This is a genomic window from Enterobacter sp. WCHEn090032 (assembly GCF_003986875.1).
In the GTDB taxonomy this organism is placed as follows: domain Bacteria; phylum Pseudomonadota; class Gammaproteobacteria; order Enterobacterales; family Enterobacteriaceae; genus Enterobacter; species Enterobacter sichuanensis.
The window spans coordinates 15,052-40,789 of the sequence record NZ_RXRN01000039.1 but is presented as its reverse complement, the minus strand read 5'-3'; the positions used below and the strand labels follow the sequence as shown (position 1 = coordinate 40,789).

Here is a 25,738-nt window from a genome sequence, read left to right as displayed (position 1 = left end):
TGTTGCTAAAGTTCTGGGCTAATTATACGTTTTAATTAACGTTTTAGTCTTAAAAACCCCGAATTTATTTCGGGGTTTTTTTATTTTTACTACATGCAAATTTAAATAAATATAAGGCGATATAATTAATATTTATTTTACTGGTAAGATGAGTGTGCTTATTTCTTAAAGCGGCTTTCGTTAGATAAACTTATTTGAATTTGATTCCTGTGGTCATTACCTTATGGGCTGCTACATCATTATGTAATAACCCAATGGATTAGAAACAACAGGAATGTTTAAAATGAAATTAAATCTCGCAACGAAAGCTTTATTTTGCATGGGGCTGACATGTGCTGCGCTGCCTGCATTCGCGCTCGAAGCATGGAACGGTCAGGAAGGTGGCAGTACTTATGAAGTTATTTTCGATGGCGGTGTGTATAAGAATGCGTGGTGGGTAGGCGCCTCAGATTGCCCGGGCAATGCTGCTAACGATCAGGCAAATAACCCCTGGCGTTTTGAACGCAACGCGACCGCCGCTGAAATGGATAAATACGGTAATCCTGTTACCTGTGAAACCAGTGGTGGTACGGTAGCCTATCCTGCCTATGATAATAGCGTTGCTTATAAAGCGGGTGACGTTGTTAGCTATAACAATGCAACGTATAAAACCTCGGTTGCGCAAAGCGCATATGGTTTTGTTCCGGGCCAGGATAATCCATGGGAAGCTTATGCGCCCGTTGCGCAGTGGTCATCTTCCACTGTTTATAATAAAGGCGATAAAGTTCAGAAAAACGGTCAGGAATATGAAGCTCTGTTTTATACCGTAGGAGACGATCCTTCGCTTGCCGCTAACCAGAACCCGACCGGTGCAAACGGCCGTCCCTGGAAACCACTGGGTGCCGTTACCACATACACTCAGGATCAGCTGAACAAGGCGCCGGTTTATAATTCCTCAACCTTATATGAAAGCGGTACGCTGATTCGCTACAACGGTGGGAATTACGTCTCGCAGGCCAAAGTACAAAAAGTCTCCCCATCGGATACCAACCCGTGGCGTGTATTTATCGACTGGACAGGCACCAAAGAAAAAGTCGGTACGCCAAAATCTGCATGGCCAGCTCACGTCTATGCCCCGTATGTCGACTTTACCCTGAACGCCCAGCCAGACCTGGCAAGCCTTGCCCAGAACCAGGGCGTTAATCACTTTACGATGGCCTTCGTGGTGAGTAAGGATGCCCAAACCTGTCTGCCAACCTGGGGTACGGCCTATAACATTAACGACTACGCGCAGTACAGCAAGATTAAAGCGCTGCGTGAAGTGGGCGGTGACGTGATGGTTTCCATTGGTGGCGCAAACAATGCTCCGCTGGCGGCATCCTGTAAGAATATCGACGATCTGAAGCAGCACTACTACGACATCGTGGACAACCTGAACCTGAACGTTCTGGACTTCGATATTGAAGGTACCTGGGTTGCCGATCATGATTCCATCAACCGTCGTAACGAAGCGGTGAAAGCCGTGCAGGATACCTGGAAGTCAGAAGGCCGCAAGGTCGGTATCTGGTATACCCTGCCCATTTTGCCAACCGGTCTGACCGCTGAAGGTCTTTACGTGCTGGAAGATGCGAAAGCTAAAGGTGTGGAGCTGGCGGGCGTTAACGTGATGGCGATGGACTATGGCAACAGCATCTGTCAGTCCGATGGCACTGAAGGCCAAAACATACATGGCAAATGTGCAACCTCGGCGATTGAAAACCTGTTCAGCCAGCTGAAGCAGATCTTCACTGAGAAGAGCGATGCTGAAATCAATGCGATGATGGGGACCACCCCAATGATCGGTTATAACGATGTTCAGGGTGAAGTGTTCTATATGTCTGATGCGAACCTGGTGATGCAGGATGCCACAGAGCGTGGTCTGGGCATGATTGGTATCTGGTCTATGATGCGCGACCAGCCGGGTGTGCCGAAGCAAGTTTCTCCTGAGCACAGCGGTCTGAGCGAGCAGCAGGCGTCTAAGTATGCTTTCAGTGAGGTGTTTGCGCCGTTTACTAAAGGTGGTGACGCTGGCGATCTCCAGGGAGATGTAAAAGCTGTCTTTGTGGACGTCTTCGATGGAAAACAACGCATCAACGTAAACTTTGATAGTAGTAAGCTTAGCGGGTCAAATCAGTATACGGTTGAAGTTGACGGCCAGTATGTCTTTTCCACGAACGGGGCACGTTATTCCGACAGCGAAAAAACTGTCTATGGCGATCAGACGACCCTACGTACTGGAGATAAAAGCGCTATCCTCCACCCGGGGGCAGTGGTTACGGTTAAACGCACCCATCCTGATGCTGAAACGCTGGCAACATTGACCGTCACTGACGACATGCTTAAAGGGAACAACCCGCTGGTGAGTAGTTCCGACGTTAAATCATTAACCGTGAAGAGAGAAAAAGGTATACCGATGGTGTATGTCGGTTTCGAGGCGGACAAGCTGGCTTCCGGAACCATGAGCGGATATTACGCTAAGGTAATGGGCGACGAGAAGAATGGTAACTACATTTTTAGCTGTTATGGTGGTAGTTGCTATTATTCATCTAAGTCGACAAAAAATGGTGTGACCACAGTGAAATCGGATGAGAGAGCGATTTCAGTTGGTGAAACGATAGTGATTGAACGCATCGCCCCAAATCCAGCGACTATTGCGAAGATCGTCGTAACGGAAGATATGCTTAAATAAAACATCACGTTAAGTTATATAAAAACCTGGGCCAGAGAAAATACTGACCCAGGTTTTTTTATCTGATAGCGAAATATTTATGGAGGAAATAAGGCTATTTAACTTGCTCTTGAAGTGAGAACAATAATCATTTATGCTGAAGGTGTTCATGGTTCGGGAGTGCATATGTACATCTGTTTGTGTAATGGCGTTAGCGATAAAAAAATCCGTCAGGCTGTGCGTCAGTTTCAGCCACAATCCTTTCAACAATTACGCAAGTTTATTCCCATTGGAAATCAATGTGGTAAATGTGTTCGTGCTGCACGGGAAGTTATGCAAGACGAGTTAATGCAAATGCCGGAATTTAAAGAGATCGCCTGAACGACGCTCTTTTTTTTGACATCTCCGTAGCCCCATCTACGCTCTAAGTGTGGAAGCGGAGGGACTATATAATGAAAGGTGATGTTAAAATCATAAGTTATCTCAATAAATTATTGGGAAATGAGCTTGTCGCAATTAACCAGTATTTTCTCCATGCGAGAATGTTCAAAAACTGGGGTCTTAAGCGTCTGAATGACGTTGAATATCATGAATCTATCGACGAGATGAAGCACGCCGATAAATATATTGAGCGTATCCTTTTCCTCGAAGGTATCCCAAATCTGCAGGATCTTGGCAAACTGGGCATTGGTGAAGATGTCGAAGAGATGCTGCGTTCCGACCTCAGGCTGGAACTTGAAGGCGCTAAAGATCTCCGGGAAGCTATCGCCTATGCCGACAGCGTTCATGATTACGTGAGTCGTGACATGATGATTGAGATTCTGGCAGATGAAGAGGGCCATATCGACTGGCTGGAGACTGAGTTAGATCTTATCCAGAAACTGGGTATCCAGAACTATCTGCAGGCGCAAATTCGCGAAGAAGAGTAACGATTACAGGAAGGTGTTACACCTTCCTGTTTTACTTACAGGGTTAGCCAGCAGAAGTAACCCCAGCCGCTCAACGCGAGCGCAGGACCGAAAGGGAGGGCGCCCGTAAACTGTCTGTTTTTGAACCACAACACCAGCCCACATAAAATCCCAATTACGGACGCCACATAAAGGATTACCGACAGACTTTGCCACCCGGTCCAGGCTCCCGCCGCCGCCAGCAGTTTGAAATCGCCGTAGCCGATCCCCTCTTTGTGCCATATCAGCCAGACGATCCAGTAAAGCAGCCACAGGCTGAGGTAGCCCGCCACGGCACCCAGAACGGCATCTTCACAGGAAATGAGACCTGTCATAAGGTTAAACAGCAATCCAAGCCACAATAAGGGCAGGGTCAGTTTATCGGGCAGTAATAAGTGCTGCGCATCGATGACGCTAAGCGCCAGCGCGAACCAGAAGTAGAGTAAAAGAGCTGAAACAAGCATCAGATTATCAGGGTGAAGGGCGTAGCAGAGAGGGGCCACAACCGCGCAACTCGCTTCGAGCAACGGGTAACGCCCGGAGACGGCGTGTCCACAATGACGGCATTTTCCCTTCAGACGCAGCCAGCTGTAGAGGGGGATATTGTCATGCCACACCAGAGGTATGCGACAGTGGCAGCAGTGTGACGCTGGCCACCAAAAATTTAAGCGGGAAGCGGCGCCGTCAGCGTTGGTCTGTTGCGCGATCATTATCGGTAGCCGCCAGGTGACCATCCCCATGGTGCTGCCTGCCAGTAAGCCAATAACCAGAAAGAGCAGGGCAAGCATACTATCCATTTCGCTTCACCCCGATGGTCAGACGCGTGAGAATAATCGAATCCGCTTTTCGGGGACTGGCATGGAATTCCAGGTCTACAACGCGCAGGCCGTAACTGAGCTGTATCTCCTCGAGCCAGCGCATGAAGCTCTCCATTTCCATGTCGGTGGCGAAGACGCTCAACTCACCTGCATTTCCCTGCTGTACCGTCGCGACCAGATTCGCTTTTTTGAGGCTATTCCTGATGAGATCGCCCGGTTTTCCTGGCGGTTTTTTTTCAGGTAAAAGGCCCGCAGCGGTAACCTGTTTGCTGAACCATGCCGCGTCGTTACGTAAACGCTCACAACGCGACTGCAGTGTATTAATTGTCTGGTCGAGTGGCTGATAGAGGCCAAACCAGAAAAGTATTATCAGGCTACATGCTCCCAGCGTAATGATGAGCCGTTGCTCATTGAGCAGTTTTTGTCTGAAACTGTTCAGCGCAGATTTAATCATTGCGTAACGTCCACTTTCCCTGTTCGTGTTTATCGGTCGTCAAAGAGAATCCTAAGGTGTTCTCTTTGATAAATTGCTGTATCTGTTTTTCCTCAGTGGCATAAAGAAAAAGTCGCAAGGATTTTTGCTGCGGGTTATAGCTCACCCCCTCGAGCGCGATGTCGGGGAAACGTGCCAGACTGGACTGCAGACGAAGCAGAAGCGTTAACGGGGCGGGTGAACGCTGCCGTAACTGTTCTGGCAGATAGGCTCGCAGATTATTGCTGTGCCGGTTCTCGGGAATGTAGCGTTGCCACTGTTGAGTCAGAGTGTCCTTCAGCTGGATTTCCCGCTGCTGAAGTTGCCACCAGGAGAATAGCTGAGTCAGTAGCGCGACTGCCGCTGTCAGAACAACACAGCAGAGGGCGATACGTTTCAGGCGCGATGTCCAGGGGGAAAACGCCACAGGGGGAAGAACGCTGTCATGCAGGAGATTTGCGGTCTCCCTTTGCGGATAAAACGACATGATGTGGCATTCCGGTTTTCCTGACGCGTCTGCACAGGGGCCGGACAACTCGCCGTAGTGTGTAAGCTGTCGGGGAGAGAAGTGCTGCAGGAGGTGAGTTAACCAGGCGCCTGTCAGGCGCGAAACGTAATTTTCGTGCGTCCTGACAAGCCAGGTGTCATCCTCTTTTAGTACCGCCCAGCCGTTTTCCACGTTGGGTAAACAGAGCGCATCCAGCGTTGCATGCGTCACGTTTAATCCGCAGGCACTGAGTGCAGCGAGTTCTTCCTCCAGCCACACTTTCTCCACCCCGACAACAGTGAGCGTCGTTCCCACGCGTGACAGCAACGTCCAGTGGAGAGTGGGAGCATCCTCATCGAGCGTTTCATCGGCCAGCCAGTGCAACTGCCGATCGGACAGGACGTCCTTTTCATCGAGAACGGTCAGTGTGCGGCAGGTTGCCTTCTCAACCGGAATGAGCAGATGCGTTACCCGGGAGGCAGAAATCTCTGAAAGCTCAGGGAGCTTTTCGCGTGGCAGGGAGTGAATTTCTCCATGGCCGCCGTCGTCAAAAAGGGTCCATTCCACCGGCAACGTTGGCTCGCTGTTCAGGCGGATGAGCAGCCGGGCAGTGTCAGGTGGCGTTTTACTCGTCATGTTCGCCGTCCGTAAGCTGGCGCAGATAGATGCCAATGGTTTTCTTCTTGTCGTCATAATAAAAAAAGGTTTTCATCCCTGAGCTCAGTTCGCCTTCTCGTGCGCTCGACGTGGTAACAAAATAATGGCTGGTGACGGTCAGGTATTTTTTTAGCGTGTCCACACGTGCTTTGGCCGCGCTGTGATCCTGTTGGGCCTGATAAAGAAAAGCATCGACCGTTTTCCAGCCTTCCCGGGGGCGTTTTTTGAGTAAGGCTTTTGCATCCGACGTGCTGATATCGTTCAGAAAAAGGGCTGCCAGCAGCGGGGCCTGCGCTTCGGTGAGGGTATTGATGTTGATGTTTAACTCGCTGCTGAAGGCAGTACAGACAAAAGGCGCGAGTTTCTGCCAGAGGGGGGCCGTCATCCCTTTGAGTGTGCGGATCTCCGCCGGTAAAAAGATCATTTGGTTTGCCGTCAGGGAGTGAATGCCGTTTTGCAGGTAATACTCATCTTCGGCCCCTTTCAGCCGGGGGGAGGTGTCGGCGTCGATGTAATCTGCAGTGGACTGGATTATCTCTTCAGCGCGGTTTTTTTCCGCATCCAGCTGTTCCAGCAGCGCCTGAAACACGCTGATTTCGTAGGGAGGCGTAGCCATGCCTTCAACGGGAGCGTTTTCCAGGGCATTGAGATTGAAGCACTGTTGTCGATCCTCCGTACGCCAGCTGACGGTGGTATCCGCGTCCAGATCGGCCTTGCCGTTTAACCTTTCATCATCATGCTTTAACACGCCAGCGGTGGCTTCCCCTTCGGCATAAAGCAGGGCATATTTTGCCTGCACGCTGGCGTTGGTACGCCGGCTACGCTGAAGCTGGGTCTGGAAGCTAAGGCTCATTTCAGCCGCGAGCGCCGCCATCAGCGCAAGAATCATCAAGACAATCAACAGCGCAGCGCCTTTCTGAGGATTCATTTTTTATCCTCACGGCGCTGGCCGGTTTGCTGTTTCTCCGGAACCCATCCAGGCAAAATAAAAACACGACGAACGCTTTCACGGTTTTCGCGCTCCAGCGTAATGGCAACGGTGGCTGACGCCGTATTGCCCTCGCCAGCGAGCAGTACAGCGGCAAAACGGGTGATATTCGTCAGCAGGGCACGCGCGGGCTTGTCCTCTTTCCCGTCAGGAGAGTAGCGCACAGCACGATACAAGGTCCCGTCCTGGACGTACCAGTGTACGGTCGTGAGTACGAAAGTGGCTTCGAAAGGGGTGGTCGTGTCCCGCATCTGGGTGCTGAAGAGCAACTCATCGGTTCCACTTGCAAAGGTCTGGTGAGTCTGGCGATTTTTGCGCGGGACGTATTGCATCAGATCATTTTCCAGCAGCAGAAGGGTGTACTGCAGGGCATGAAAATCACTGGCCAGCTTTTGGGCGCGCTGATGTTGCTCAGATGCCTGAGAAAAGACCATTGAAGCGAGGAAGCTGAGGACCGAGAAAATCGCGATAGCCAGCATGACTTCCAGAAGCGTAAAGCCTCTCTGATGATTAGTCATGCTTCGCCTCTTGCTTCTCTTGTACCGGGCTCCAGGCATAAAGCTTCACCGTTTTACCCCGGGAGGATGTCACGGTAATGTAGTTCAGGGCGGCAGAGGGTACGCCGGTGAGCGTCCAGGTAAAGGCGTTTCCCTGCTGGGAGGACTCTCCTTGCTCCATGGCGGAAAGGACGGTGTGCGTTTTGATTAACTGATTATCCGCCACCCACAGCGCAAGCGTCTCCTGCTCCAGGGTCTCCAGAGCAGAGAGTTGCCACTGCATGCTGGTGACTAATGCCGTTACCGCCGAGGCAAAGATGGCCATGGCCAGTAACACCTCAAGCAGGAGCATTCCACTTTGCGCTTTCATTGCGCCACCTTTAGCGGAGTGATATCCAGCGGCAGAGAGCCCGTGCAGCGCACATGCAACAATTTTTCACCGTTTGCATTTCTGAATAACAGCGTGAAGGGCGTTATCTGGCCATCAGGCAGAACGATAATCTGCGGTGTATCGCGCTGTGGCGAGGGGGTAAGCTCGGGCCGCGCTGGGCCATCCCATGCTCCCTGAAGCGGCAAGTTATCGTCACGCTGGATTGCCTCCCACTGCCAGCCAGTATGTGCGCGTTTCTGTGGAACGTAGAGTAACCACCCTTCTTCAGACACCAGCAGGGCAACCGCATGTTTTTCCAGCAGCGCCAGATCGGCAGCATACTCAACGGTTTGTCTGAACATGTCGACACGCTGACGTAGCTTTCCGCTCACGCTTAAACGTTCATTTTGCATGGCCGTCACGCCTGCGACGGCCGCCGCGAGAATGACAATCACCAGCATCACCTCCAGCAAGGTAAATCCCTTTTCCTGAGCCATGTTCAGCGCGATTTTTTGTCGTTATCCCAGTTGCTAATGTCATCCGCCGTACCGATTTCACCATCCGGGCCGGTTGAGCTGATATCGATTGCACCATGTTCACCCGGGCTTATCAGGACATACTCATTGCCCCACGGATCCGCGGGAAGACGGCGAATATAGCCTTCGGGATTGTAATTTTCCGCGAGCGGTGCGAGCGTCGGGGCCACAACCAGTGCGTCCAGACCCTGGTCTGTTGTGGGGTAACGATGGTTATCCAGCTTGTACATATCCAGCGCATTTTCGAGAGCGACTATGTCGCTGACCGCTTTTTGCCGGTCCGCACGATCTTTGTTGCCCATCAGATTGGGCACCACCAGGCTCGCCAGAACGCCCAGAATGACAATGACCACCATAAGCTCCATCAGGGTAAAACCGCGTTGCGTTTTAAACGTTTGTCTTTCCATAGCCTTTCCTCAGTTCATCAATGAGTTGAGTTGTAAAATGGGTTGCATGACCGCCACCACGATAAACAGAACGATGGCGGCCATGACGACAATCAGCGCCGGTTCAAAAATCGCCAGCGTCAGGGTGATGCGGTTCTGTAACCGGACGTCCTGGTTATCCGCTGCCCGTTGCATGAGTTCTCCGAGCTGGCCGCTTTTTTCCCCGGAAGCGATCATGTACAGCATCATGGGCGGGAAAATGGCGGTCTTCTCAAGAGACTGGCTCACACTGTTTCCCTGGCGTACGCGCTCGGCGGCGTCACTCAGTCGCTGCCGTATCTCCTGGTTACCCACGCCTTCCGCTGAAAGTGACATCCCCTGCAGCAACGGCACGCCGCTGACGTTGAGGATGCTGAGGGCGCGTAAGTACCGGGCGCTGTCGATAGCGCAGACCAGTGGTGCAGTAACGCGAAAGTGAATCAGCAGACGATGAAAGCGGTGGCGGTTGCCTTCCCGCTTCAGCCAGTATGAAAACAGGCCACCACCCACAAAGAGCAGACCTAATATCCCCGGACCGTAGACCGACAAAAAGTCGCTGATCACGAGCAGTATCCGGGTCGTAAGCGGCAGTTCGTGTTTGAGATGAATAAACTGTGCCGCGACGTTGGGCACGACGGCGGTGAGTAAAATCACCACCACCACAATGGCGACGATGGTCAGTAGGGAGGGGTAGATCAGCGCCTGCATCAGTTTGCTATGCATTCGCTGGCGAGCTTCATTAAAATCAGCCAGCCTTTCCAGCACGGCGCCAGCCTTGCCTACCGCTTCACCTGCTTTTACCAGCGTGCAATACACCGCATCAAAGACCCGGGGGTGCTGTTGCATTGCGCTGGAGAGGGATTGTCCTTCAAGCACAGCCTGACGAAGCGAGCCGATCACGCCGATAAGATTCTTGTTCTCTTTCTGCTGCTGAATCGCGGCGAGTGCCTCATCCAGCGGCAGAGCCGCAGCCATCAACGTGGCAAGCTGACGTGTAAAAAGTGTCAATTCGCCATGACTCACCCGTGCCGGTGACCATCGTACTGTCAGCTTGCGCCGCTGCTGTTTGATGGACTGCGGCAACAGGGACTGGCTGCGCAGCTGGGCGACCAACTCCCGCTCGGAGCCAGCATCACTCACGCCAGTATGGCGATTCCCTCTGGGGTCTGTGGCTACCCAGCGAAATTTCATTCACCCTGCTCCGCTGATATCTGCCCATCGGACGTAACGCGCAGCACCTCCTGCAGTGAGGTCAACCCTTGTGCGGCTGCTCGTAATCCGTTTGCCAGTAAGCTGCGATGGTTCTGGCGCTGGAGCCGTTCAAGCTGTTGCTCGTTGACCTCTGCGTGTACGGCCTGGCGAATTTCAGGCGTCATCACGAAGAGTTCATGAATAGCCAGGCGGCCCTGATAGCCGCTCTGACGGCAGGCCGGGCACCCAGCGGCTTGCCAGAGTTGTGTCGCGGTGATCCCCTCAGCAACGAGTAGTTGATGTTGTCGAGCGGTGAGGGGATGCGGTGTTTTGCACTGATGACACAGCCGCCTGACCAGGCGCTGTGCGATCACGCCGACAAGCGATGAGGAGAGCAGGAAAGATTCCGTGCCCATATCCCGCAGGCGGGTCACCGCACCGCTGGCGCTGTTGGTATGGAGGGTTGAAAGAACAAGGTGCCCGGTCAGCGAGGCCTGGACCGCGATCTGAGCCGTTTCAGCATCGCGGATCTCACCGACCATCACCACGTCAGGGTCCTGGCGTAAAATCGCACGTAATCCGCGGGCAAAAGACATATCCACGCGGCTATTTACCTGTGTCTGACCGATGCCTTCTAGCTCGTACTCAATCGGGTCTTCGACGGTAAGTACGTTACGTTCCGGACTATTAAGGGCGGAGAGAAGCGCATACAGCGTGGTACTTTTCCCGGAGCCAGTGGGGCCTGTGACCAGAATAATGCCGTGCGGCAGGGCGATAAGGTGCCGGAGATCGCGCATGTCCTCTTCAGACATATCCAGCTTATCAATAGAGAGCCGCAGACTGCTTTTATCCAGCAGACGTAAAACAACCCGTTCGCCGTGCTGTGAGGGCAGCGTAGAGACACGAACATCCACGTTGCGATGACCTATTTTTAAGGTGATACGGCCGTCCTGAGGCAGTCTCTTTTCGGCAATATCCAGTTTGGCCATAATTTTGATACGGGAGATGAGCAGCGCGGCCAGTTTTTTATTGGGTTGAACCACCGGACGCAGTACACCGTCCACCCGAAAGCGGATACTCATCGTTGTTTCAAAGACTTCAATATGAATATCCGACGCGTGCTCCTTAAGCGCTTCGCTAAGCACCGCATTAATCAGCCGGATCACTGGCGCGTCGGACTGCTCGTTGAGCAGGTCTTCATTCGTGGGGATCTCATCGGAAAGCGCACTCAGATCGTCCGAATTATTCATATCTTCGGCGATAAGCTGGGCTGAACCACCAGAAGGTTGATAGAGCTGCTCCAGCTTTTCCGTAAACTGCTGCGAAGCGAGCCGGGTAAACTGCGTGCAGTCGCGCGCCACGGAGGCAACCTCAAGCATATGCTCAAGCGTGGTGCTGGTCGTGTAGAACAGTTCCTGCTGCTGAATGGCAATGCCATAGCGTTGTGCTTTTTTCCAGGCAAGCGGGCTCACTTCGTTTCACCCCCGCTGAAAGGGTTTTTAGCGGCAGGCATCGCGGGCGTGTTATTAAACGCCCGGTCATCCAGCGCGTCGATATCATCCACATTAATGAGTTTGCCGCTGCGCTGGTCGCTTCTTTCTTTCTGCATCTCTTTGAAACCCGTGTATTTATCCCGTGACAGCGAGCGATACACTTCGTCATCCCGGATAATGGTCGGGCGGATAAAGACCATCAGATTGCGTTTGCTTTTTTCATTTGAGGTGTAACGGAAAAGTTGCCCAATCAGGGGAATGTCACCCAGCAGAGGGACTTTGGAGACTTCCTGTTTACTTGCGTCATCCATTAAACCGCCAAGCACGACGGTTTCACCGCTCTTCACCAGTACGGCATTCTGAATGGTGCGGGTATTGAATGTCGGCCCAAGTGATGAGGAGGTGGCAGACGTGTCGACGCTGGATACCTCTTGCTCGATCTCCATCAGCACCGAATCGCCCTCATTAATCTGAGGGGTGACTTTCAGCTTGGTGCCAACTGTTTTACGTTCGACGGTGCTGTAAATATTATCGCCAGAGGTGGTCTGGGAGCCGGAAAGTACGGGAACATCCTGGCCCACGTTAAACGCGGCTTCTTTGTTATCGAGGGTGACGATGCTGGGTGTCGAGAGAATATCGTTTTTGTTGTCGGTATTCAGAGCTGTCAGCAGCACGCCCCAGTCGCCATTAAAGAAGCCTGCCGCGAGACCGTTATAATTTTTAAAGAGGTCGTATGCCGGATTGTCGCTGGTAATACCGCCCTGAGCTTTAAATTCGCTGATGCCTTGCGCGGCGTTAAAGATAGGGAGACCGGTTTTGGTAAACTGCTGAGCGCCCACGTTTTTATTAGCCCACTGCACGCCCAGATTCAGCCCTTTGCCGTCCTGCACTTCTACGATGATGGCTTCAACCAGCACCTGCGCCCGTCGGATGTCCAGTTTCGCGATGACCTCATCCAGTTGCTGAAGAATCCCCTGGTCGGCAGTGACCACCAGGGAGTTCGTCTGTTCGTCGGCAGTAATGGATATACCATTGCCGCTGCTGCTGGTGGTTTTCGCGGCGCCGTTTTTCTCCTCGGTCAATTTTTGTGTGACACCCGTCAGGACCTCGACAAGTTTGTCCGCCTTGGCATATTTCAGATACCAGACGCGGGTATTGCCTTGTCCCTGCTCTTGCGTGTCGAGACGTGAAACGAGCTGTTGGATCCGCGCCCGTGCGCGGTCTGAACCGCTGATAATGAGGGCATTCGTTCTTTTGTCGGCAACGACTCGCGTCTGGAGTGTGGCGGGTTGGGCCTCTTTTCCGCTTTCGCGCGCCAGGTCATTGAGCACGTCGGCCAGATCGCTGGCCGAGGCGTATTTCAGCGGGATGACCTGCTCTTTTTTATCGCCCATCACATCGACACGTTTAACGACTTCCAGCAGACGATTAACGGTTGATGCCTTGCCGGTGATGATCAGCGTGTTTGAGGGTTCATAATGCACAACGTTACCCACGTTCCCGCCATCCAGCATCTGACGCAGCAGCGGGGATAACGCCCGTGCCGGAACATTTTCCAGCGAAACGATACGCGTCACCAGTTCATCCCCTCTGCCGGGCATGGATCCATTCGTGAGTTTTCCCGGCAGGGTCTTCACCTTTTCTGAACGAACCACTTTCAGTAAGCCATTATCAAGGCTTATAAGTGAAAAGCCATACAGGTCGAGGACGCTCAGGAAAAACTGGTAATATTCCTCTTCATTAAATGTATCTGCACTTCGGACGGAAATCGTCGCTTTAACGTCGGGGTCAATAAGAATGGTTTTCCCCATGTTTTGGCCCACAATGCTGACAAAGGTTCGAATATCCGCCTCATTAAAGTTTGCGGTGAAGTCAGCGGGATATCCGGGTTTCGCGGCGAAGGCGAGCAGAAAGAGCAGCGAAAGGGCTCTCTTTTTCCGGACAGAGGGCATCCTTACCATTTAATTTTCCTTTCCTTCCTGGAAATGCTGAACGGAAACATTAATCAACACAGGCAATGATTTCCGTATCAGAGTGAATTGAACGCGCTGAAGATGGTTCAGTGCGTCCTGCGCTTTTGCGATGTTCTCCCGCTTCGTCAGTGAAATCTTATTCAGCTGAACGGCGATATCGCCGGGTTCAAGGGAGGCATGTGCGAATGATGTAGTATTCTTCCGGGGTAACAAACGTAATCCGCGCAAGGCATAGTTATCTTCTACGGGACTGACCTGGATATACTCCGACAAGGCAATGTCCGTCTGAGCCTCATTGCCAGAGATCGGTTCGGTGGGCGCGTCAGACAAACTCAGTTCTGAAAGCAGCGTAAGCTGTTGTTCGTGCCCGCCGGAGGAGAAAGTGACCTGATTTTGAGAGATCGCTTTGATACGAACGGTATTCGCTGATTTAAGCGTCTCATTAACCGAATAGACATTCTGTTCTCCTGCTTCCTGCAGGATCGCTCGGGAGGTTAATTTATCCGAACTGTGAATAATACCGCGTAAACGGATATCAGGCAGCCGGAACGCCTCTTTTCTCGTTGTCTGTTCCATTTTAATCGTGTCTGACGCGGTTGATGATAATTTCCATTTATATTTATCTGTTGGTGTATTTGCTAAATTTATATTTTTAATTTTTTGTGATGTTGAATGATATTCAGACCAGAGAAGATATCCGGTATTGATGCAGGTTAACATCGTTATAATACATATCAATATAATGCCGCCGCACAGAATGCGATAAAGAGGAGCGTTGGTTAAAGCTCTAAATATAGCTGTCATGAATTTATCATTTAGTATGACTAAAAAATACAATCTGTTTATTGTTAAGGATGGCGATAATATAATTCAGCTGAGTTGGCGGCAAGTCTTTTGCCGAAAGCTTTCACTCTTTAGGAAAAAGATATTATACAGGGATGTCATTATTCATGGACGAATTCAATGCTATTTATACTACCCGGCATCGCCTGTTACGGCGCGCCCTTATTTCAACGCTGAACAACGAACCGTGGTTAATACTGCACGGCGCAAAGGGGGCGGGGAAAAGCTTACTTGCGCAGGGGGTTGTCACCGCGTGGGCGCATCGCGCTCTGACGCTAGGGCTACTCACTCGTAAAGGATACCAGCAGGAATGGATAGTGCTGGCGGATACCCAAATCGAGGGCGGCTTAACCGGGCGGGTATTCTCCTTTGGGGCGCTCTGGAGTGGACTGTCTGGCGTAATAGGGGAGATGAAGGAGGGCACACCGCTGTTTGTGCTGGAAAATGGCCAGCGCGCCGGTAACAGGCTGGTGTCAACGGTTCAGGATTTTATCGCCATCATGCCAAACGCCCGATTGTTATTAACCGGGACATTTGGTCACCGTCTGCAGCGCCGCCTGAGGAAATTGCACCCGGTATGGATCGAGATACCTTTCCCGGACAAGGACGATTGCCGGGAGGTCATTGCTGCTCATGCTGATATCGAACGTGAGGAGTCGGGTGTACTGGCGGAGCGTTTCGTCAGAGAGGTTATGCGTCGCTGTCACGGCAATCTCCATCTTGTCGCCCGGACAGGAGAATTTATTCGTCGTAATAAAGAAGAGCAGGCTGCTGTCGCGCCGGCGCTACAGCAAGCCGCCTTGCGCTATTTACCCGCGACGCACCATCCTCGCCGGACTTGCCTGGCGTTAATCGTCGTGGCGGTGCTGTGTGGGGCAGCAGGCCGGTATTTTTCTCATCCTTTGTCCCGCTGGCTGCCGGAGCCAGAAAGCCTGCTGTCCGTCGCGTTATCCCGGCCCGCCTCTCCTCCCCTGACATTGACATCAGAGATTATGTCTACCAGTGAATCGCTCGCGTTACTTTATCGCGTTTGGGGTTATGAGGTAGACAACGGTGAAGCATGGTGCGATCAGGCGTACCGGGGCGGGATGGCCTGTCTCTCCGGCAATGACACTCTCGAGACGCTGCAGTATCAGGGCCTTCCCTGGATAGCCACACTGAAGATGGAGACTCTCCTTTTGCCGGTGGTGGTCATTGGAGGAGGGGATAAGACGTTTACCGTGCTTACCGGCAGTCACACGTGGATTGTTGATAAGACCTGGTTTAGCACGGTATGGACGGGAAGCTCGACGCGGATGTGGAAACCCTCGCCGGAGGGTAATGCGAGCATAACAAGGAAAAGCAGTCCCGACGATATTGTCTGGCTCGATAAGATGCTGAGCCGTCTGTTAAACGTTGACGCAGAGGGGACAGGAGAGTGGAGTCCGCTGTTAGCTGAAAAAGTTCGTCAGTTTCAGACCCAACACAAGATTAAAGCGGATGGTGTGATGGGGCAACTCTCGCTTATTCGTCTCTGGCAGGCGCTGGGGGAGAGTCCGACGCTAGCTCAGGATGAGGAAAAGAGATGAGTGACAAAAAAGAAGTGTATCCGTGCGGGGGGGACATGTTTATCCGCCCAGACATGCCGGTGACCTTTTGGCGTTGCGTTTGGAGAGGCTTTCTCTGGCTAACGTACGGCACTGGCTGCGTTTTGACGGGCTATTATATTAGCAGCGGGTTTTCTCTGCCGTCTCGCGCAGAGACCGCTCCTCAAGCCTATTACCTGTCAGATGCACACTATGTCTATAAAAAACGCCCCTTGCCCGTACCCGAAGAAGAGGGGGAAGAGGCGGTCTTTGAAGAGCGTGTTGATGAGACGCCAGCGACGCCAGAGGCACCTGAAATCAACGCCGATCTCCGGGCCCGGGTAAAGCAGGCGATGGCTGATATCGACCGTCAATAAACGGTCTCGTCGAAAGGTTGGTTAATATCGACACAGTCGGCTTGCATTACGTCCGTAAATACGTATAATGCGCGGGCTTGTCGTAGTTGACGGCTGGTTCGATATGAACCTGAGTAGCTCATTTTGTTACTCAACAATGCTCCCAATTGGGGAGCTACGTAAGAACGGTTACACTCTCCCATCAATCGTAATGGGTTTGAGGAGTAATCATTTTCGTTTATAAAATAATTGGAGCTCTGGTCTCATGCAGAACCAAAGAATCCGTATCCGCCTTAAAGCGTTTGATCATCGTCTGATCGATCAATCAACCGCGGAAATCGTCGAGACTGCTAAGCGCACTGGTGCGCAAGTCCGTGGTCCGATCCCGCTGCCGACCCGCAAAGAGCGCTTCACCGTTCTGATCTCCCCGCACGTTAACAAAGACGCGCGCGATCAGTACGAAATCCGCACTCACAAGCGTCTGGTTGACATCGTTGAGCCAACTGAGAAAACCGTTGATGCTCTGATGCGTCTGGATCTGGCTGCCGGTGTAGACGTGCAGATCAGCCTGGGTTAATCAGGTCATCGAGCGATTGAGAGGTTGAAACAATGATTGGTTTAGTCGGTAAAAAAGTGGGTATGACCCGCATCTTCACTGAAGATGGCGTTTCTATCCCAGTAACCGTAATCGAAGTTGAAGCAAACCGCGTTACTCAGGTTAAAGATCTGGCTAACGATGGCTACCGCGCTATTCAGGTTACCACTGGTGCTAAAAAAGCTAACCGTGTAACCAAACCAGAAGCGGGTCACTTCGCTAAAGCTGGCGTAGAAGCTGGCCGTGGTCTGTGGGAATTCCGTCTTGCTGAAGGCGAAGAGTTCACCGTAGGTCAGGACATTAGCGTTGAGCTGTTTGCTGACGTTAAAAAAGTTGACGTAACCGGTACCTCTAAAGGTAAAGGTTTTGCTGGTACCGTTAAGCGCTGGAACTTCCGTACCCAGGACGCTACTCACGGTAACTCCTTGTCTCACCGCGTTCCGGGTTCTATCGGTCAGAACCAGACTCCGGGCAAAGTGTTCAAAGGCAAGAAAATGGCAGGTCAGCTGGGCAACGAACGTGTAACCGTTCAGAGCCTGGACGTAGTACGTGTTGACGCTGAGCGCAACCTGCTGCTGGTTAAAGGTGCGGTCCCGGGTGCAACCGGTAGCGACCTGATCGTTAAACCAGCTGTGAAGGCGTAAGGGGATAGCAATGGAATTAGTATTGAAAGACGCGCAGAGCGCGCTGACTGTTTCCGAAACTACCTTCGGTCGTGATTTCAACGAAGCGCTGGTTCACCAGGTTGTTGTTGCTTATGCAGCTGGTGCTCGTCAGGGTACTCGTGCTCAGAAGACTCGTGCTGAAGTAACTGGTTCTGGCAAAAAGCCATGGCGCCAGAAAGGTACCGGCCGTGCGCGTTCAGGTTCTATCAAGAGCCCGATCTGGCGTTCAGGTGGCGTGACCTTCGCTGCGCGTCCACAGGACCACAGTCAAAAAGTTAACAAAAAGATGTACCGCGGCGCGCTGAAAAGCATCCTGTCCGAACTGGTACGTCAGGATCGTCTGATCGTTGTCGAGAAGTTCTCTGTAGAAGCGCCTAAAACTAAGCTGCTGGCACAGAAACTGAAAGACATGGCTCTGGAAGATGTGCTGATCATCACCGGTGAGCTGGACGAGAACCTGTTCCTGGCCGCACGTAACCTGCACAAGGTTGACGTACGCGATGCGACTGGTATCGACCCGGTTAGCCTGATCGCCTTCGACAAAGTCGTAATGACTGCTGATGCTGTTAAGCAAGTTGAGGAGATGCTGGCATGATTCGTGAAGAACGTCTGCTGAAGGTGCTTCGCGCACCGCACGTTTCTGAAAAAGCGTCTACTGCGATGGAAAAAACAAACACCATCGTTCTCAAAGTTGCTAAAGACGCGACCAAAGCAGAGATCAAAGCTGCTGTGCAGAAACTGTTTGAAGTCGAAGTCGAAGTCGTTAACACCCTGGTAGTTAAAGGGAAAGTTAAACGTCACGGACAGCGTATCGGTCGTCGTAGCGACTGGAAAAAAGCTTACGTCACCCTGAAAGAAGGCCAGAATCTGGACTTCGTTGGCGGCGCTGAGTAAGTCGGAGGAGTAATACAATGGCAGTTGTTAAATGTAAACCGACATCTCCGGGTCGTCGCCACGTAGTTAAAGTGGTTAACCCTGAGCTGCACAAGGGCAAACCTTTTGCTCCGTTGCTGGAAAAAAACAGCAAATCCGGTGGTCGTAACAACAATGGCCGTATCACCACTCGTCACATCGGTGGTGGCCACAAGCAGGCTTATCGTATTGTTGACTTCAAACGCAACAAAGACGGTATCCCAGCAGTTGTTGAACGTCTTGAGTACGATCCGAACCGTTCCGCGAACATCGCGCTGGTTCTGTACAAAGACGGCGAACGCCGTTACATCCTGGCCCCTAAAGGCCTGAAAGCTGGCGACCAGATTCAGTCTGGCGTTGATGCTGCAATCAAAGCAGGCAACACCCTGCCGATGCGCAATATCCCGGTTGGTTCTACCGTTCATAACGTAGAAATGAAACCAGGTAAAGGCGGTCAGCTGGCGCGTTCCGCGGGTACTTACGTTCAGATCGTTGCGCGTGACGGTGCTTATGTCACCCTGCGTCTGCGTTCTGGTGAAATGCGTAAAGTCGAAGCAGACTGCCGCGCTACTCTGGGCGAAGTTGGCAATGCTGAGCATATGCTGCGCGTTCTGGGTAAAGCAGGTGCTGCACGCTGGCGTGGTGTTCGTCCTACCGTTCGCGGTACTGCGATGAACCCAGTCGACCACCCACATGGTGGTGGTGAAGGTCGTAACTTTGGTAAGCACCCGGTATCTCCGTGGGGCGTTCAGACCAAAGGTAAGAAGACCCGCAGCAACAAGCGTACTGATAAATTTATCGTACGTCGCCGTAGCAAATAATTTTAGAGGATAAGCCATGCCACGTTCTCTCAAGAAAGGTCCTTTTATTGACCTGCACTTGCTGAAGAAGGTAGAGAAAGCGGTGGAAAGCGGAGACAAGAAGCCCCTGCGCACTTGGTCCCGTCGTTCAACGATCTTTCCTAACATGATCGGTTTGACCATCGCTGTCCATAATGGTCGTCAGCACGTTCCAGTCTTTGTTACCGACGAAATGGTTGGTCACAAACTGGGTGAATTCGCACCGACTCGTACTTATCGCGGCCACGCTGCTGATAAAAAAGCGAAGAAGAAATAAGGTAGGAGGAAGAGATGGAAACTTTAGCTCAACATCGCCATGCTCGTTCTTCTGCTCAGAAGGTTCGCCTTGTTGCTGACCTGATTCGCGGTAAGAAAGTGTCGCAGGCCCTGGACATCCTGACCTATACCAACAAGAAAGCTGCGGTATTGGTCAAGAAAGTACTGGAATCTGCCATTGCTAACGCTGAACACAACGATGGCGCTGACATCGACGATCTGAAAGTTGCGAAAATTTTCGTAGATGAAGGCCCAAGCATGAAGCGCATTATGCCGCGTGCGAAAGGTCGTGCAGATCGCATCCTGAAGCGCACCAGCCACATTACTGTGGTTGTGTCCGATCGCTGAGACTCTGGAGACTAGCAATGGGTCAGAAAGTACATCCTAATGGTATTCGCCTGGGTATTGTAAAACCATGGAACTCTACCTGGTTTGCGAACACCAAAGAATTCGCTGACAACCTGGACAGCGATTTTAAAGTACGTCAGTACCTGACTAAGGAACTGGCTAAAGCGTCTGTATCTCGTATCGTTATCGAGCGTCCAGCTAAGAGCATCCGTGTGACTATTCACACTGCTCGTCCTGGCATCGTTATCGGTAAGAAAGGCGAAGACGTAGAAAAACTGCGCAAGGTCGTAGCGGATATCGCTGGCGTTCCTGCACAGATCAATATCGCTGAAGTTCGTAAGCCTGAACTGGACGCTAAATTGGTTGCTGACAGCATCACTTCTCAGCTGGAACGTCGTGTTATGTTCCGTCGTGCTATGAAGCGTGCTGTACAGAACGCAATGCGTCTGGGCGCTAAAGGTATCAAAGTTGAAGTTAGCGGCCGTCTGGGCGGCGCGGAAATCGCACGTACCGAATGGTACCGTGAAGGTCGCGTACCGCTGCACACTCTGCGTGCTGACATCGACTACAACACCTCTGAAGCGCACACCACTTACGGTGTAATCGGCGTTAAGGTATGGATCTTCAAAGGTGAGATCCTGGGTGGTATGGCTGCTGTTGAACAACCGGAAAAACCGGCTGCTCAACCTAAAAAGCAGCAGCGTAAAGGCCGTAAATAAGGAGCGTCGCTGATGTTACAACCAAAGCGTACAAAATTCCGTAAAGTGCACAAAGGCCGCAACCGTGGTCTGGCGCAGGGTACGGATGTTAGCTTCGGCACTTTCGGTCTGAAAGCTGTTGGCCGTGGTCGTCTGACTGCACGTCAGATCGAAGCAGCACGTCGTGCAATGACCCGTGCAGTTAAGCGTCAAGGTAAGATCTGGATCCGTGTATTCCCGGACAAACCGATCACCGAGAAGCCGCTGGAAGTTCGTATGGGTAAAGGTAAAGGTAACGTGGAGTACTGGGTTGCCTTGATCCAACCGGGCAAAGTCCTGTATGAAATGGACGGTGTTCCGGAAGAGCTGGCCCGTGAAGCCTTCGGCCTGGCAGCAGCGAAACTGCCTATCAAAACCACCTTTGTAACTAAGACGGTGATGTAATGAAAGCAAAAGAGCTGCGTGAAAAGAGCGTTGAAGAGCTGAACGCTGAGCTGCTGAACCTGCTGCGTGAGCAGTTCAACCTGCGTATGCAGGCTGCAAGTGGCCAGCTGCAACAGACTCACCTGCTGAAGCAAGTGCGTCGCAATGTTGCACGCGTTAAGACTTTACTGACTGAGAAGGCGGGTGCGTAATGACCGATAAAATCCGTACTCTGCAAGGTCGTGTTGTTAGCGACAAAATGGAGAAATCCATCGTTGTTGCTATCGAACGCATTGTGAAACACCCGATCTACGGTAAATTCATCAAGCGTACGACCAAACTGCACGTACATGACGAGAACAACGAATGTGGTATCGGCGACAAGGTTGAAATCCGTGAATGCCGTCCACTGTCCAAGACTAAGTCCTGGACGCTGGTTCGCGTTGTAGAGAAAGCGGTTCTGTAATACAGTACGCGTTCTCAATACGAATAAACGGCTCAGCGATGAGCCGTTTATTTTTTCTACCCATATTGCAGAAGCGGTGTTATAATGCCGCGCCCTCGATATGGGGCTTTTTAACGGCTCTGATTTTAGAGTCTCAGGTAGTAGTTGACATTAGCGGAGCACTAAAATGATCCAAGAACAGACTATGCTGAACGTCGCCGACAACTCCGGTGCACGTCGCGTAATGTGTATCAAGGTTCTGGGTGGCTCGCACCGTCGCTACGCAGGCGTAGGCGACATCATCAAGATCACCATCAAAGAAGCAATTCCACGTGGTAAGGTCAAAAAAGGTGATGTGCTGAAGGCGGTAGTGGTGCGCACCAAGAAGGGTGTTCGTCGCCCTGACGGTTCTGTCATTCGCTTCGATGGTAATGCATGCGTTATTTTAAACAATAACAGCGAGCAGCCTATCGGCACGCGTATCTTTGGGCCGGTAACTCGTGAACTTCGTACTGAGAAGTTCATGAAAATTATCTCTCTGGCACCAGAAGTACTCTAAGGAGCGAATCATGGCAGCGAAAATCCGTCGTGATGACGAAGTTATCGTGTTAACCGGTAAAGATAAAGGTAAACGCGGTAAAGTGAAAAATGTTCTGTCTTCCGGCAAACTCGTCGTTGAAGGTATCAACCTGGTTAAGAAACATCAGAAGCCGGTTCCGGCCCTGAACCAACCAGGCGGCATCGTTGAAAAAGAAGCTGCTATTCAGGTTTCTAACGTTGCAATTTTCAATGCGGCTACCGGCAAGGCTGACCGTGTAGGCTTTAGATTCGAAGACGGTAAAAAAGTCCGTTTCTTCAAGTCTAACAGCGAAACTATCAAGTAATTTGGAGTAGTACGATGGCGAAACTGCATGATTACTACAAAGACGAAGTAGTTAAGAAACTCATGACTGAGTTTAACTACAATTCTGTCATGCAAGTCCCTCGGGTCGAGAAGATCACCCTGAACATGGGTGTTGGTGAAGCGATCGCTGACAAGAAACTGCTGGATAACGCAGCAGCTGACCTGACAGCAATCTCCGGTCAAAAACCGCTGATCACCAAAGCACGCAAATCAGTTGCAGGCTTCAAAATCCGTCAGGGCTATCCGATCGGCTGTAAAGTAACTCTGCGTGGCGAACGCATGTGGGAGTTCTTTGAGCGCCTGATCACTATTGCTGTTCCACGTATCCGTGACTTCCGTGGCTTGTCCGCTAAGTCTTTCGACGGTCGTGGTAACTACAGCATGGGTGTCCGTGAGCAGATCATCTTCCCAGAAATCGACTACGATAAAGTCGACCGCGTGCGTGGTTTGGATATTACCATTACCACTACTGCGAAATCTGATGAAGAAGGCCGTGCTCTGCTGGCTGCCTTTGACTTCCCGTTCCGCAAGTAAGGTAGGGTTACTGAATGGCTAAGCAATCAATGAAAGCACGCGAAGTAAAGCGCGTAGCTTTAGCTGATAAATTCTTCGCTAAACGCGCTGAACTGAAAGCGATCATTTCTGATGTGAACGCTTCCGACGAAGATCGTTGGAATGCGGTTCTCAAGCTGCAGTCTCTGCCGCGTGATTCCAGCCCGTCTCGTCAGCGTAACCGCTGTCGTCAAACAGGTCGTCCACATGGTTATGTGGGCAAGTTTGGGTTGAGCCGTATCAAACTGCGTGAAGCCGCTATGCGCGGTGAAGTGCCAGGCTTGAAAAAGGCTAGCTGGTAATTACCAATTGAATCACGGGAGTAAAGACAGATGAGCATGCAAGATCCGATCGCGGATATGCTGACCCGTATCCGTAACGGTCAGGCCGCGAACAAAGTTGCGGTCACCATGCCTTCCGCCAAGCTGAAAGTGGCAATTGCCAACGTGCTGAAGGAAGAAGGTTTTATCGAAGATTTTAAAGTTGAAGGCGACACCAAGCCGGAACTGGAACTTACTCTCAAGTATTTCCAGGGTAAAGCTGTTGTAGAAAGCATTCAGCGTGTCAGCCGCCCAGGCCTGCGCATCTATAAGAAAAAAGATGAGCTGCCAAAAGTTATGGCTGGTCTTGGTATCGCAGTTGTTTCTACCTCTAAAGGTGTTATGACTGATCGTGCAGCGCGCCAGGCTGGTCTTGGTGGCGAAATTATCTGCTACGTAGCCTAATCGGAGGAAAGAATGTCTCGTGTTGCTAAAGCACCGGTCGTTATTCCTGCCGGCGTTGATGTAAAAATCGACGGTCAGGTTATTACGATCAAAGGTAAAAACGGCGAGCTGACTCGTACCCTCAACAAAGCTGTTGAAGTTAAACATGCAGATAACGCTCTGACCTTCGGTCCACGTGATGGTTTCGTGGATGGTTGGGCTCAGGCTGGTACCGCGCGTGCCCTGCTGAACTCAATGGTTGTTGGTGTTACCGAAGGCTTCACTAAAAAGCTTCAGCTGGTTGGTGTAGGTTATCGTGCAGCTATCAAAGGGAATGCAGTAGGCCTGTCTCTGGGCTTCTCACACCCTGTTGAGCATCCGCTGCCGGCCGGTATCACTGCAGAATGCCCGACTCAAACTGAAATCGTGCTGAAAGGCGCTGATAAACAGCTGATCGGTCAGGTTGCAGCAGATCTGCGCGCCTACCGTCGTCCTGAGCCTTACAAAGGCAAGGGTGTTCGTTACGCCGACGAAGTCGTGCGTACCAAAGAGGCTAAGAAGAAGTAAGGTAACACTATGGATAAGAAATCTGCTCGTATCCGTCGTGCGACCCGCGCACGCCGCAAGCTCAAAGAGCTGGGTGCAACTCGCCTGGTGGTACATCGTACCCCGCGTCATATTTACGCACAGGTAATTGCTCCGAACGGTTCTGAAGTTCTGGTAGCTGCTTCTACTGTAGAAAAAGCTATCTCAGAACAATTGAAGTACACCGGTAACAAAGACGCCGCTGCAGCTGTAGGTAAAGCTGTTGCTGAACGCGCTCTGGAAAAAGGCATCAGCAATGTTTCCTTTGACCGTTCCGGGTTCCAATATCATGGTCGTGTCCAGGCACTGGCAGATGCTGCCCGTGAAGCTGGCCTTCAGTTCTAAGGTAGAGGTGTAAGATGGCTCACATCGAAAAACAGGCTGGCGAACTGCAGGAAAAGCTGATCGCGGTAAACCGCGTATCTAAAACCGTTAAAGGTGGTCGTATTTTCTCCTTCACAGCTCTGACTGTAGTAGGCGATGGTAACGGTCGCGTTGGTTTTGGTTACGGTAAAGCGCGTGAAGTTCCAGCAGCGATCCAGAAAGCGATGGAAAAAGCCCGTCGCAACATGATTAACGTCGCGCTGAACAACGGCACCCTGCAGCACCCTGTAAAAGGTGTTCACACGGGTTCTCGTGTATTCATGCAGCCAGCTTCAGAAGGTACCGGTATCATCGCCGGTGGTGCAATGCGCGCCGTTCTGGAAGTTGCTGGGGTTCATAACGTTCTGGCTAAAGCATATGGTTCCACCAACCCGATCAACGTGGTTCGTGCAACTATTGATGGCCTGGAAAATATGAATTCTCCAGAAATGGTCGCTGCCAAGCGTGGTAAATCCGTTGAAGAAATTCTGGGGTAATTGACCATGGCAAAGACTATTAAAATCACTCAAACCCGCAGTGCAATCGGTCGTCTGCCGAAACACAAGGCAACGCTGCTTGGCCTGGGTCTGCGTCGTATTGGTCATACCGTTGAGCGCGAGGATACTCCTGCTGTTCGTGGTATGGTCAACGCGGTTTACTTCATGGTTAAAGTTGAGGAGTAAGAGATGCGTTTAAATACTCTGTCTCCGGCCGAAGGCTCTAAAAAGGCGGGTAAACGCCTGGGTCGTGGTATCGGTTCTGGCCTCGGCAAAACCGGTGGTCGTGGTCACAAAGGTCAGAACTCTCGTTCTGGCGGTGGCGTACGTCGCGGTTTCGAGGGTGGCCAGATGCCACTGTACCGTCGTCTGCCGAAGTTCGGCTTCACCTCTCGCAAAGCAGCGATCACAGCGGAAATCCGTCTGTCTGACCTGGCGAAAGTTGAAGGCGGCGTTGTAGACCTGAACACGCTGAAAGCAGCTAACATTATCGGTATCCAGATCGAGTTCGCGAAAGTGATCCTGGCTGGTGAAGTGTCTACTCCGGTAACTGTTCGTGGCCTGCGTGTTACTAAAGGTGCTCGTGCTGCTATCGAAGCTGCTGGCGGTAAAATTGAGGAATAAGTAG

Annotated in this window: 38 protein-coding genes; 26 read left to right on the top strand and 12 right to left on the bottom strand. The window is 51.7% G+C overall.

Annotation, left to right across the window (positions count from 1 at the left end):
* Nucleotides 1-283: 283 nt before the first annotated feature.
* The 3 genes from EKN83_RS21950 (at nucleotide 284) to bfr (ending at nucleotide 3,615) form a co-directional block, all read left to right on the top strand.
* Nucleotides 284-2,707, top strand: coding sequence for a carbohydrate-binding protein (locus EKN83_RS21950; protein ID WP_126801694.1), 2,424 nt, complete (start codon nucleotides 284-286; stop codon nucleotides 2,705-2,707).
* 165 nt (nucleotides 2,708-2,872) lie between these two features.
* Nucleotides 2,873-3,067: a bacterioferritin-associated ferredoxin gene (gene bfd / locus EKN83_RS21945; RefSeq protein WP_025759243.1), complete on the top strand. Its 195-nt coding sequence runs from the start codon at nucleotides 2,873-2,875 to the stop codon at nucleotides 3,065-3,067.
* 71 nt (nucleotides 3,068-3,138) lie between these two features.
* On the top strand, nucleotides 3,139-3,615 hold the full coding sequence (gene bfr / locus EKN83_RS21940; protein WP_025759242.1) for a bacterioferritin: 477 nt from the start codon (nucleotides 3,139-3,141) through the stop codon (nucleotides 3,613-3,615).
* Between the two features lie 35 nt (nucleotides 3,616-3,650).
* Here the strand turns inward: bfr and EKN83_RS21935 are convergent, their stop codons facing one another.
* Genes EKN83_RS21935 through gspC form a run of 12 tightly spaced genes read right to left on the bottom strand, consistent with a single transcriptional unit; the run spans nucleotide 3,651 to nucleotide 14,344 of the window.
* Nucleotides 3,651-4,430, bottom strand: coding sequence for an A24 family peptidase (locus EKN83_RS21935; protein WP_312845080.1), 780 nt, complete (start codon nucleotides 4,428-4,430; stop codon nucleotides 3,651-3,653).
* A complete protein-coding gene (gspM, locus tag EKN83_RS21930; protein WP_126801693.1) occupies nucleotides 4,423-4,905 on the bottom strand; it encodes a type II secretion system protein GspM in 483 nt (160 codons plus the stop codon). Before gspM ends, EKN83_RS21935 begins: the two co-directional genes overlap by 8 nt.
* The gene (gspL, locus tag EKN83_RS21925) at nucleotides 4,898-6,046 is read right to left on the bottom strand and encodes a type II secretion system protein GspL (protein WP_185857696.1); all 1,149 of its coding nucleotides are present in this window, start codon (nucleotides 6,044-6,046) and stop codon (nucleotides 4,898-4,900) included. The genes gspM and gspL overlap by 8 nt, the downstream gene beginning before the upstream one ends.
* The gene (gspK, locus tag EKN83_RS21920) at nucleotides 6,036-6,995 is read right to left on the bottom strand and encodes a type II secretion system minor pseudopilin GspK (RefSeq protein ID WP_126801691.1); all 960 of its coding nucleotides are present in this window, start codon (nucleotides 6,993-6,995) and stop codon (nucleotides 6,036-6,038) included. Before gspK ends, gspL begins: the two co-directional genes overlap by 11 nt.
* On the bottom strand, nucleotides 6,992-7,573 hold the full coding sequence (locus tag EKN83_RS21915) for a type II secretion system protein J (protein WP_185857695.1): 582 nt from the start codon (nucleotides 7,571-7,573) through the stop codon (nucleotides 6,992-6,994). Before EKN83_RS21915 ends, gspK begins: the two co-directional genes overlap by 4 nt.
* The gene (gene gspI, locus EKN83_RS21910; protein WP_025759234.1) at nucleotides 7,566-7,922 is read right to left on the bottom strand and encodes a type II secretion system minor pseudopilin GspI; all 357 of its coding nucleotides are present in this window, start codon (nucleotides 7,920-7,922) and stop codon (nucleotides 7,566-7,568) included. Before gspI ends, EKN83_RS21915 begins: the two co-directional genes overlap by 8 nt.
* Nucleotides 7,919-8,419: a type II secretion system protein gene (locus tag EKN83_RS21905; protein ID WP_126801690.1), complete on the bottom strand. Its 501-nt coding sequence runs from the start codon at nucleotides 8,417-8,419 to the stop codon at nucleotides 7,919-7,921. The genes gspI and EKN83_RS21905 overlap by 4 nt, the downstream gene beginning before the upstream one ends.
* 2 nt (nucleotides 8,420-8,421) lie before the next feature.
* Nucleotides 8,422-8,865: a type II secretion system major pseudopilin GspG gene (gene gspG, locus EKN83_RS21900; RefSeq protein WP_126801689.1), complete on the bottom strand. Its 444-nt coding sequence runs from the start codon at nucleotides 8,863-8,865 to the stop codon at nucleotides 8,422-8,424.
* A gap of 9 nt (nucleotides 8,866-8,874) precedes the next feature.
* Nucleotides 8,875-10,074, bottom strand: a complete 1,200-nt coding sequence (gene gspF / locus EKN83_RS21895) for a type II secretion system inner membrane protein GspF (RefSeq protein WP_126801688.1) — start codon at nucleotides 10,072-10,074, stop codon at nucleotides 8,875-8,877.
* Nucleotides 10,071-11,546 carry a type II secretion system ATPase GspE gene (gene gspE / locus EKN83_RS21890; protein ID WP_025759230.1) on the bottom strand — a complete coding sequence of 492 codons (1,476 nt, stop codon included), beginning with the start codon at nucleotides 11,544-11,546 and terminating at the stop codon, nucleotides 10,071-10,073. The genes gspF and gspE overlap by 4 nt, the downstream gene beginning before the upstream one ends.
* Nucleotides 11,543-13,519, bottom strand: coding sequence for a type II secretion system secretin GspD (gspD, locus tag EKN83_RS21885; RefSeq protein WP_126801695.1), 1,977 nt, complete (start codon nucleotides 13,517-13,519; stop codon nucleotides 11,543-11,545). The genes gspE and gspD overlap by 4 nt, the downstream gene beginning before the upstream one ends.
* 9 nt (nucleotides 13,520-13,528) lie before the next feature.
* On the bottom strand, nucleotides 13,529-14,344 hold the full coding sequence (gene gspC, locus EKN83_RS21880) for a type II secretion system protein GspC (RefSeq protein WP_126801687.1): 816 nt from the start codon (nucleotides 14,342-14,344) through the stop codon (nucleotides 13,529-13,531).
* A gap of 146 nt (nucleotides 14,345-14,490) precedes the next feature.
* On the opposite strand from gspC, the gene EKN83_RS23600 reads away from it, so the two are divergent.
* The 23 genes from EKN83_RS23600 to rplO all read left to right on the top strand — a co-directional run bounded on the left by EKN83_RS23600 (nucleotide 14,491) and on the right by rplO (nucleotide 25,734).
* The gene (locus EKN83_RS23600) at nucleotides 14,491-15,951 is read left to right on the top strand and encodes a peptidoglycan-binding domain-containing protein (protein WP_260591346.1); all 1,461 of its coding nucleotides are present in this window, start codon (nucleotides 14,491-14,493) and stop codon (nucleotides 15,949-15,951) included.
* The gene (locus EKN83_RS21870) at nucleotides 15,948-16,325 is read left to right on the top strand and encodes a hypothetical protein (RefSeq protein WP_126801686.1); all 378 of its coding nucleotides are present in this window, start codon (nucleotides 15,948-15,950) and stop codon (nucleotides 16,323-16,325) included. The genes EKN83_RS23600 and EKN83_RS21870 overlap by 4 nt, the downstream gene beginning before the upstream one ends.
* A 244-nt stretch (nucleotides 16,326-16,569) precedes the next feature.
* Nucleotides 16,570-16,881, top strand: a complete 312-nt coding sequence (gene rpsJ, locus EKN83_RS21865; RefSeq protein ID WP_001181005.1) for a 30S ribosomal protein S10 — start codon at nucleotides 16,570-16,572, stop codon at nucleotides 16,879-16,881.
* A gap of 32 nt (nucleotides 16,882-16,913) precedes the next feature.
* Nucleotides 16,914-17,543 carry a 50S ribosomal protein L3 gene (gene rplC / locus EKN83_RS21860; protein WP_003863274.1) on the top strand — a complete coding sequence of 210 codons (630 nt, stop codon included), beginning with the start codon at nucleotides 16,914-16,916 and terminating at the stop codon, nucleotides 17,541-17,543.
* Between the two features lie 10 nt (nucleotides 17,544-17,553).
* Nucleotides 17,554-18,159: a 50S ribosomal protein L4 gene (rplD, locus tag EKN83_RS21855; RefSeq protein WP_000424395.1), complete on the top strand. Its 606-nt coding sequence runs from the start codon at nucleotides 17,554-17,556 to the stop codon at nucleotides 18,157-18,159.
* Nucleotides 18,156-18,458, top strand: a complete 303-nt coding sequence (gene rplW, locus EKN83_RS21850) for a 50S ribosomal protein L23 (RefSeq protein WP_000617546.1) — start codon at nucleotides 18,156-18,158, stop codon at nucleotides 18,456-18,458. Before rplD ends, rplW begins: the two co-directional genes overlap by 4 nt.
* 17 nt (nucleotides 18,459-18,475) lie before the next feature.
* Nucleotides 18,476-19,297: a 50S ribosomal protein L2 gene (rplB, locus tag EKN83_RS21845; protein WP_008457150.1), complete on the top strand. Its 822-nt coding sequence runs from the start codon at nucleotides 18,476-18,478 to the stop codon at nucleotides 19,295-19,297.
* A 16-nt stretch (nucleotides 19,298-19,313) separates the two neighbouring features.
* Entirely contained in the window at nucleotides 19,314-19,592 is a 279-nt protein-coding gene (rpsS, locus tag EKN83_RS21840) for a 30S ribosomal protein S19 (protein WP_001138117.1), read from the top strand.
* A 14-nt stretch (nucleotides 19,593-19,606) separates the two neighbouring features.
* On the top strand, nucleotides 19,607-19,939 hold the full coding sequence (gene rplV, locus EKN83_RS21835) for a 50S ribosomal protein L22 (RefSeq protein ID WP_002919773.1): 333 nt from the start codon (nucleotides 19,607-19,609) through the stop codon (nucleotides 19,937-19,939).
* Between the two features lie 17 nt (nucleotides 19,940-19,956).
* A complete protein-coding gene (gene rpsC, locus EKN83_RS21830; protein WP_000529945.1) occupies nucleotides 19,957-20,658 on the top strand; it encodes a 30S ribosomal protein S3 in 702 nt (233 codons plus the stop codon).
* A gap of 12 nt (nucleotides 20,659-20,670) precedes the next feature.
* Nucleotides 20,671-21,081 (top strand): 50S ribosomal protein L16, encoded by a 411-nt coding sequence (gene rplP, locus EKN83_RS21825; RefSeq protein ID WP_002919759.1) that lies wholly within the window; start codon nucleotides 20,671-20,673, stop codon nucleotides 21,079-21,081.
* Nucleotides 21,081-21,272, top strand: a complete 192-nt coding sequence (gene rpmC, locus EKN83_RS21820; RefSeq protein ID WP_013099027.1) for a 50S ribosomal protein L29 — start codon at nucleotides 21,081-21,083, stop codon at nucleotides 21,270-21,272. The genes rplP and rpmC overlap by 1 nt, the downstream gene beginning before the upstream one ends.
* Nucleotides 21,272-21,526 carry a 30S ribosomal protein S17 gene (gene rpsQ, locus EKN83_RS21815; protein ID WP_008503489.1) on the top strand — a complete coding sequence of 85 codons (255 nt, stop codon included), beginning with the start codon at nucleotides 21,272-21,274 and terminating at the stop codon, nucleotides 21,524-21,526. Before rpmC ends, rpsQ begins: the two co-directional genes overlap by 1 nt.
* 166 nt (nucleotides 21,527-21,692) lie before the next feature.
* Nucleotides 21,693-22,064, top strand: a complete 372-nt coding sequence (gene rplN, locus EKN83_RS21810; protein ID WP_002919748.1) for a 50S ribosomal protein L14 — start codon at nucleotides 21,693-21,695, stop codon at nucleotides 22,062-22,064.
* 10 nt (nucleotides 22,065-22,074) lie between these two features.
* Complete coding sequence (rplX, locus tag EKN83_RS21805) at nucleotides 22,075-22,389, top strand: 50S ribosomal protein L24 (protein WP_003863287.1); 315 nt, start codon at nucleotides 22,075-22,077, stop codon at nucleotides 22,387-22,389.
* Nucleotides 22,390-22,403: 14 nt separating this feature from the next.
* Nucleotides 22,404-22,943 (top strand): 50S ribosomal protein L5, encoded by a 540-nt coding sequence (rplE, locus tag EKN83_RS21800; RefSeq protein WP_001096202.1) that lies wholly within the window; start codon nucleotides 22,404-22,406, stop codon nucleotides 22,941-22,943.
* A 14-nt stretch (nucleotides 22,944-22,957) separates the two neighbouring features.
* Entirely contained in the window at nucleotides 22,958-23,263 is a 306-nt protein-coding gene (gene rpsN / locus EKN83_RS21795; RefSeq protein ID WP_003863291.1) for a 30S ribosomal protein S14, read from the top strand.
* A 30-nt stretch (nucleotides 23,264-23,293) separates the two neighbouring features.
* A complete protein-coding gene (gene rpsH / locus EKN83_RS21790) occupies nucleotides 23,294-23,686 on the top strand; it encodes a 30S ribosomal protein S8 (RefSeq protein ID WP_006178918.1) in 393 nt (130 codons plus the stop codon).
* Between the two features lie 12 nt (nucleotides 23,687-23,698).
* Nucleotides 23,699-24,232: a 50S ribosomal protein L6 gene (rplF, locus tag EKN83_RS21785; protein ID WP_003863296.1), complete on the top strand. Its 534-nt coding sequence runs from the start codon at nucleotides 23,699-23,701 to the stop codon at nucleotides 24,230-24,232.
* A gap of 9 nt (nucleotides 24,233-24,241) precedes the next feature.
* A complete protein-coding gene (gene rplR, locus EKN83_RS21780; protein ID WP_003863297.1) occupies nucleotides 24,242-24,595 on the top strand; it encodes a 50S ribosomal protein L18 in 354 nt (117 codons plus the stop codon).
* Between the two features lie 14 nt (nucleotides 24,596-24,609).
* On the top strand, nucleotides 24,610-25,110 hold the full coding sequence (gene rpsE, locus EKN83_RS21775; RefSeq protein ID WP_003863299.1) for a 30S ribosomal protein S5: 501 nt from the start codon (nucleotides 24,610-24,612) through the stop codon (nucleotides 25,108-25,110).
* A 6-nt stretch (nucleotides 25,111-25,116) separates the two neighbouring features.
* Nucleotides 25,117-25,296 (top strand): 50S ribosomal protein L30, encoded by a 180-nt coding sequence (gene rpmD, locus EKN83_RS21770; protein WP_003863301.1) that lies wholly within the window; start codon nucleotides 25,117-25,119, stop codon nucleotides 25,294-25,296.
* A 3-nt stretch (nucleotides 25,297-25,299) separates the two neighbouring features.
* The gene (gene rplO / locus EKN83_RS21765) at nucleotides 25,300-25,734 is read left to right on the top strand and encodes a 50S ribosomal protein L15 (protein WP_003863304.1); all 435 of its coding nucleotides are present in this window, start codon (nucleotides 25,300-25,302) and stop codon (nucleotides 25,732-25,734) included.
* The last annotated feature ends 4 nt before the right edge of the window (nucleotides 25,735-25,738 follow it).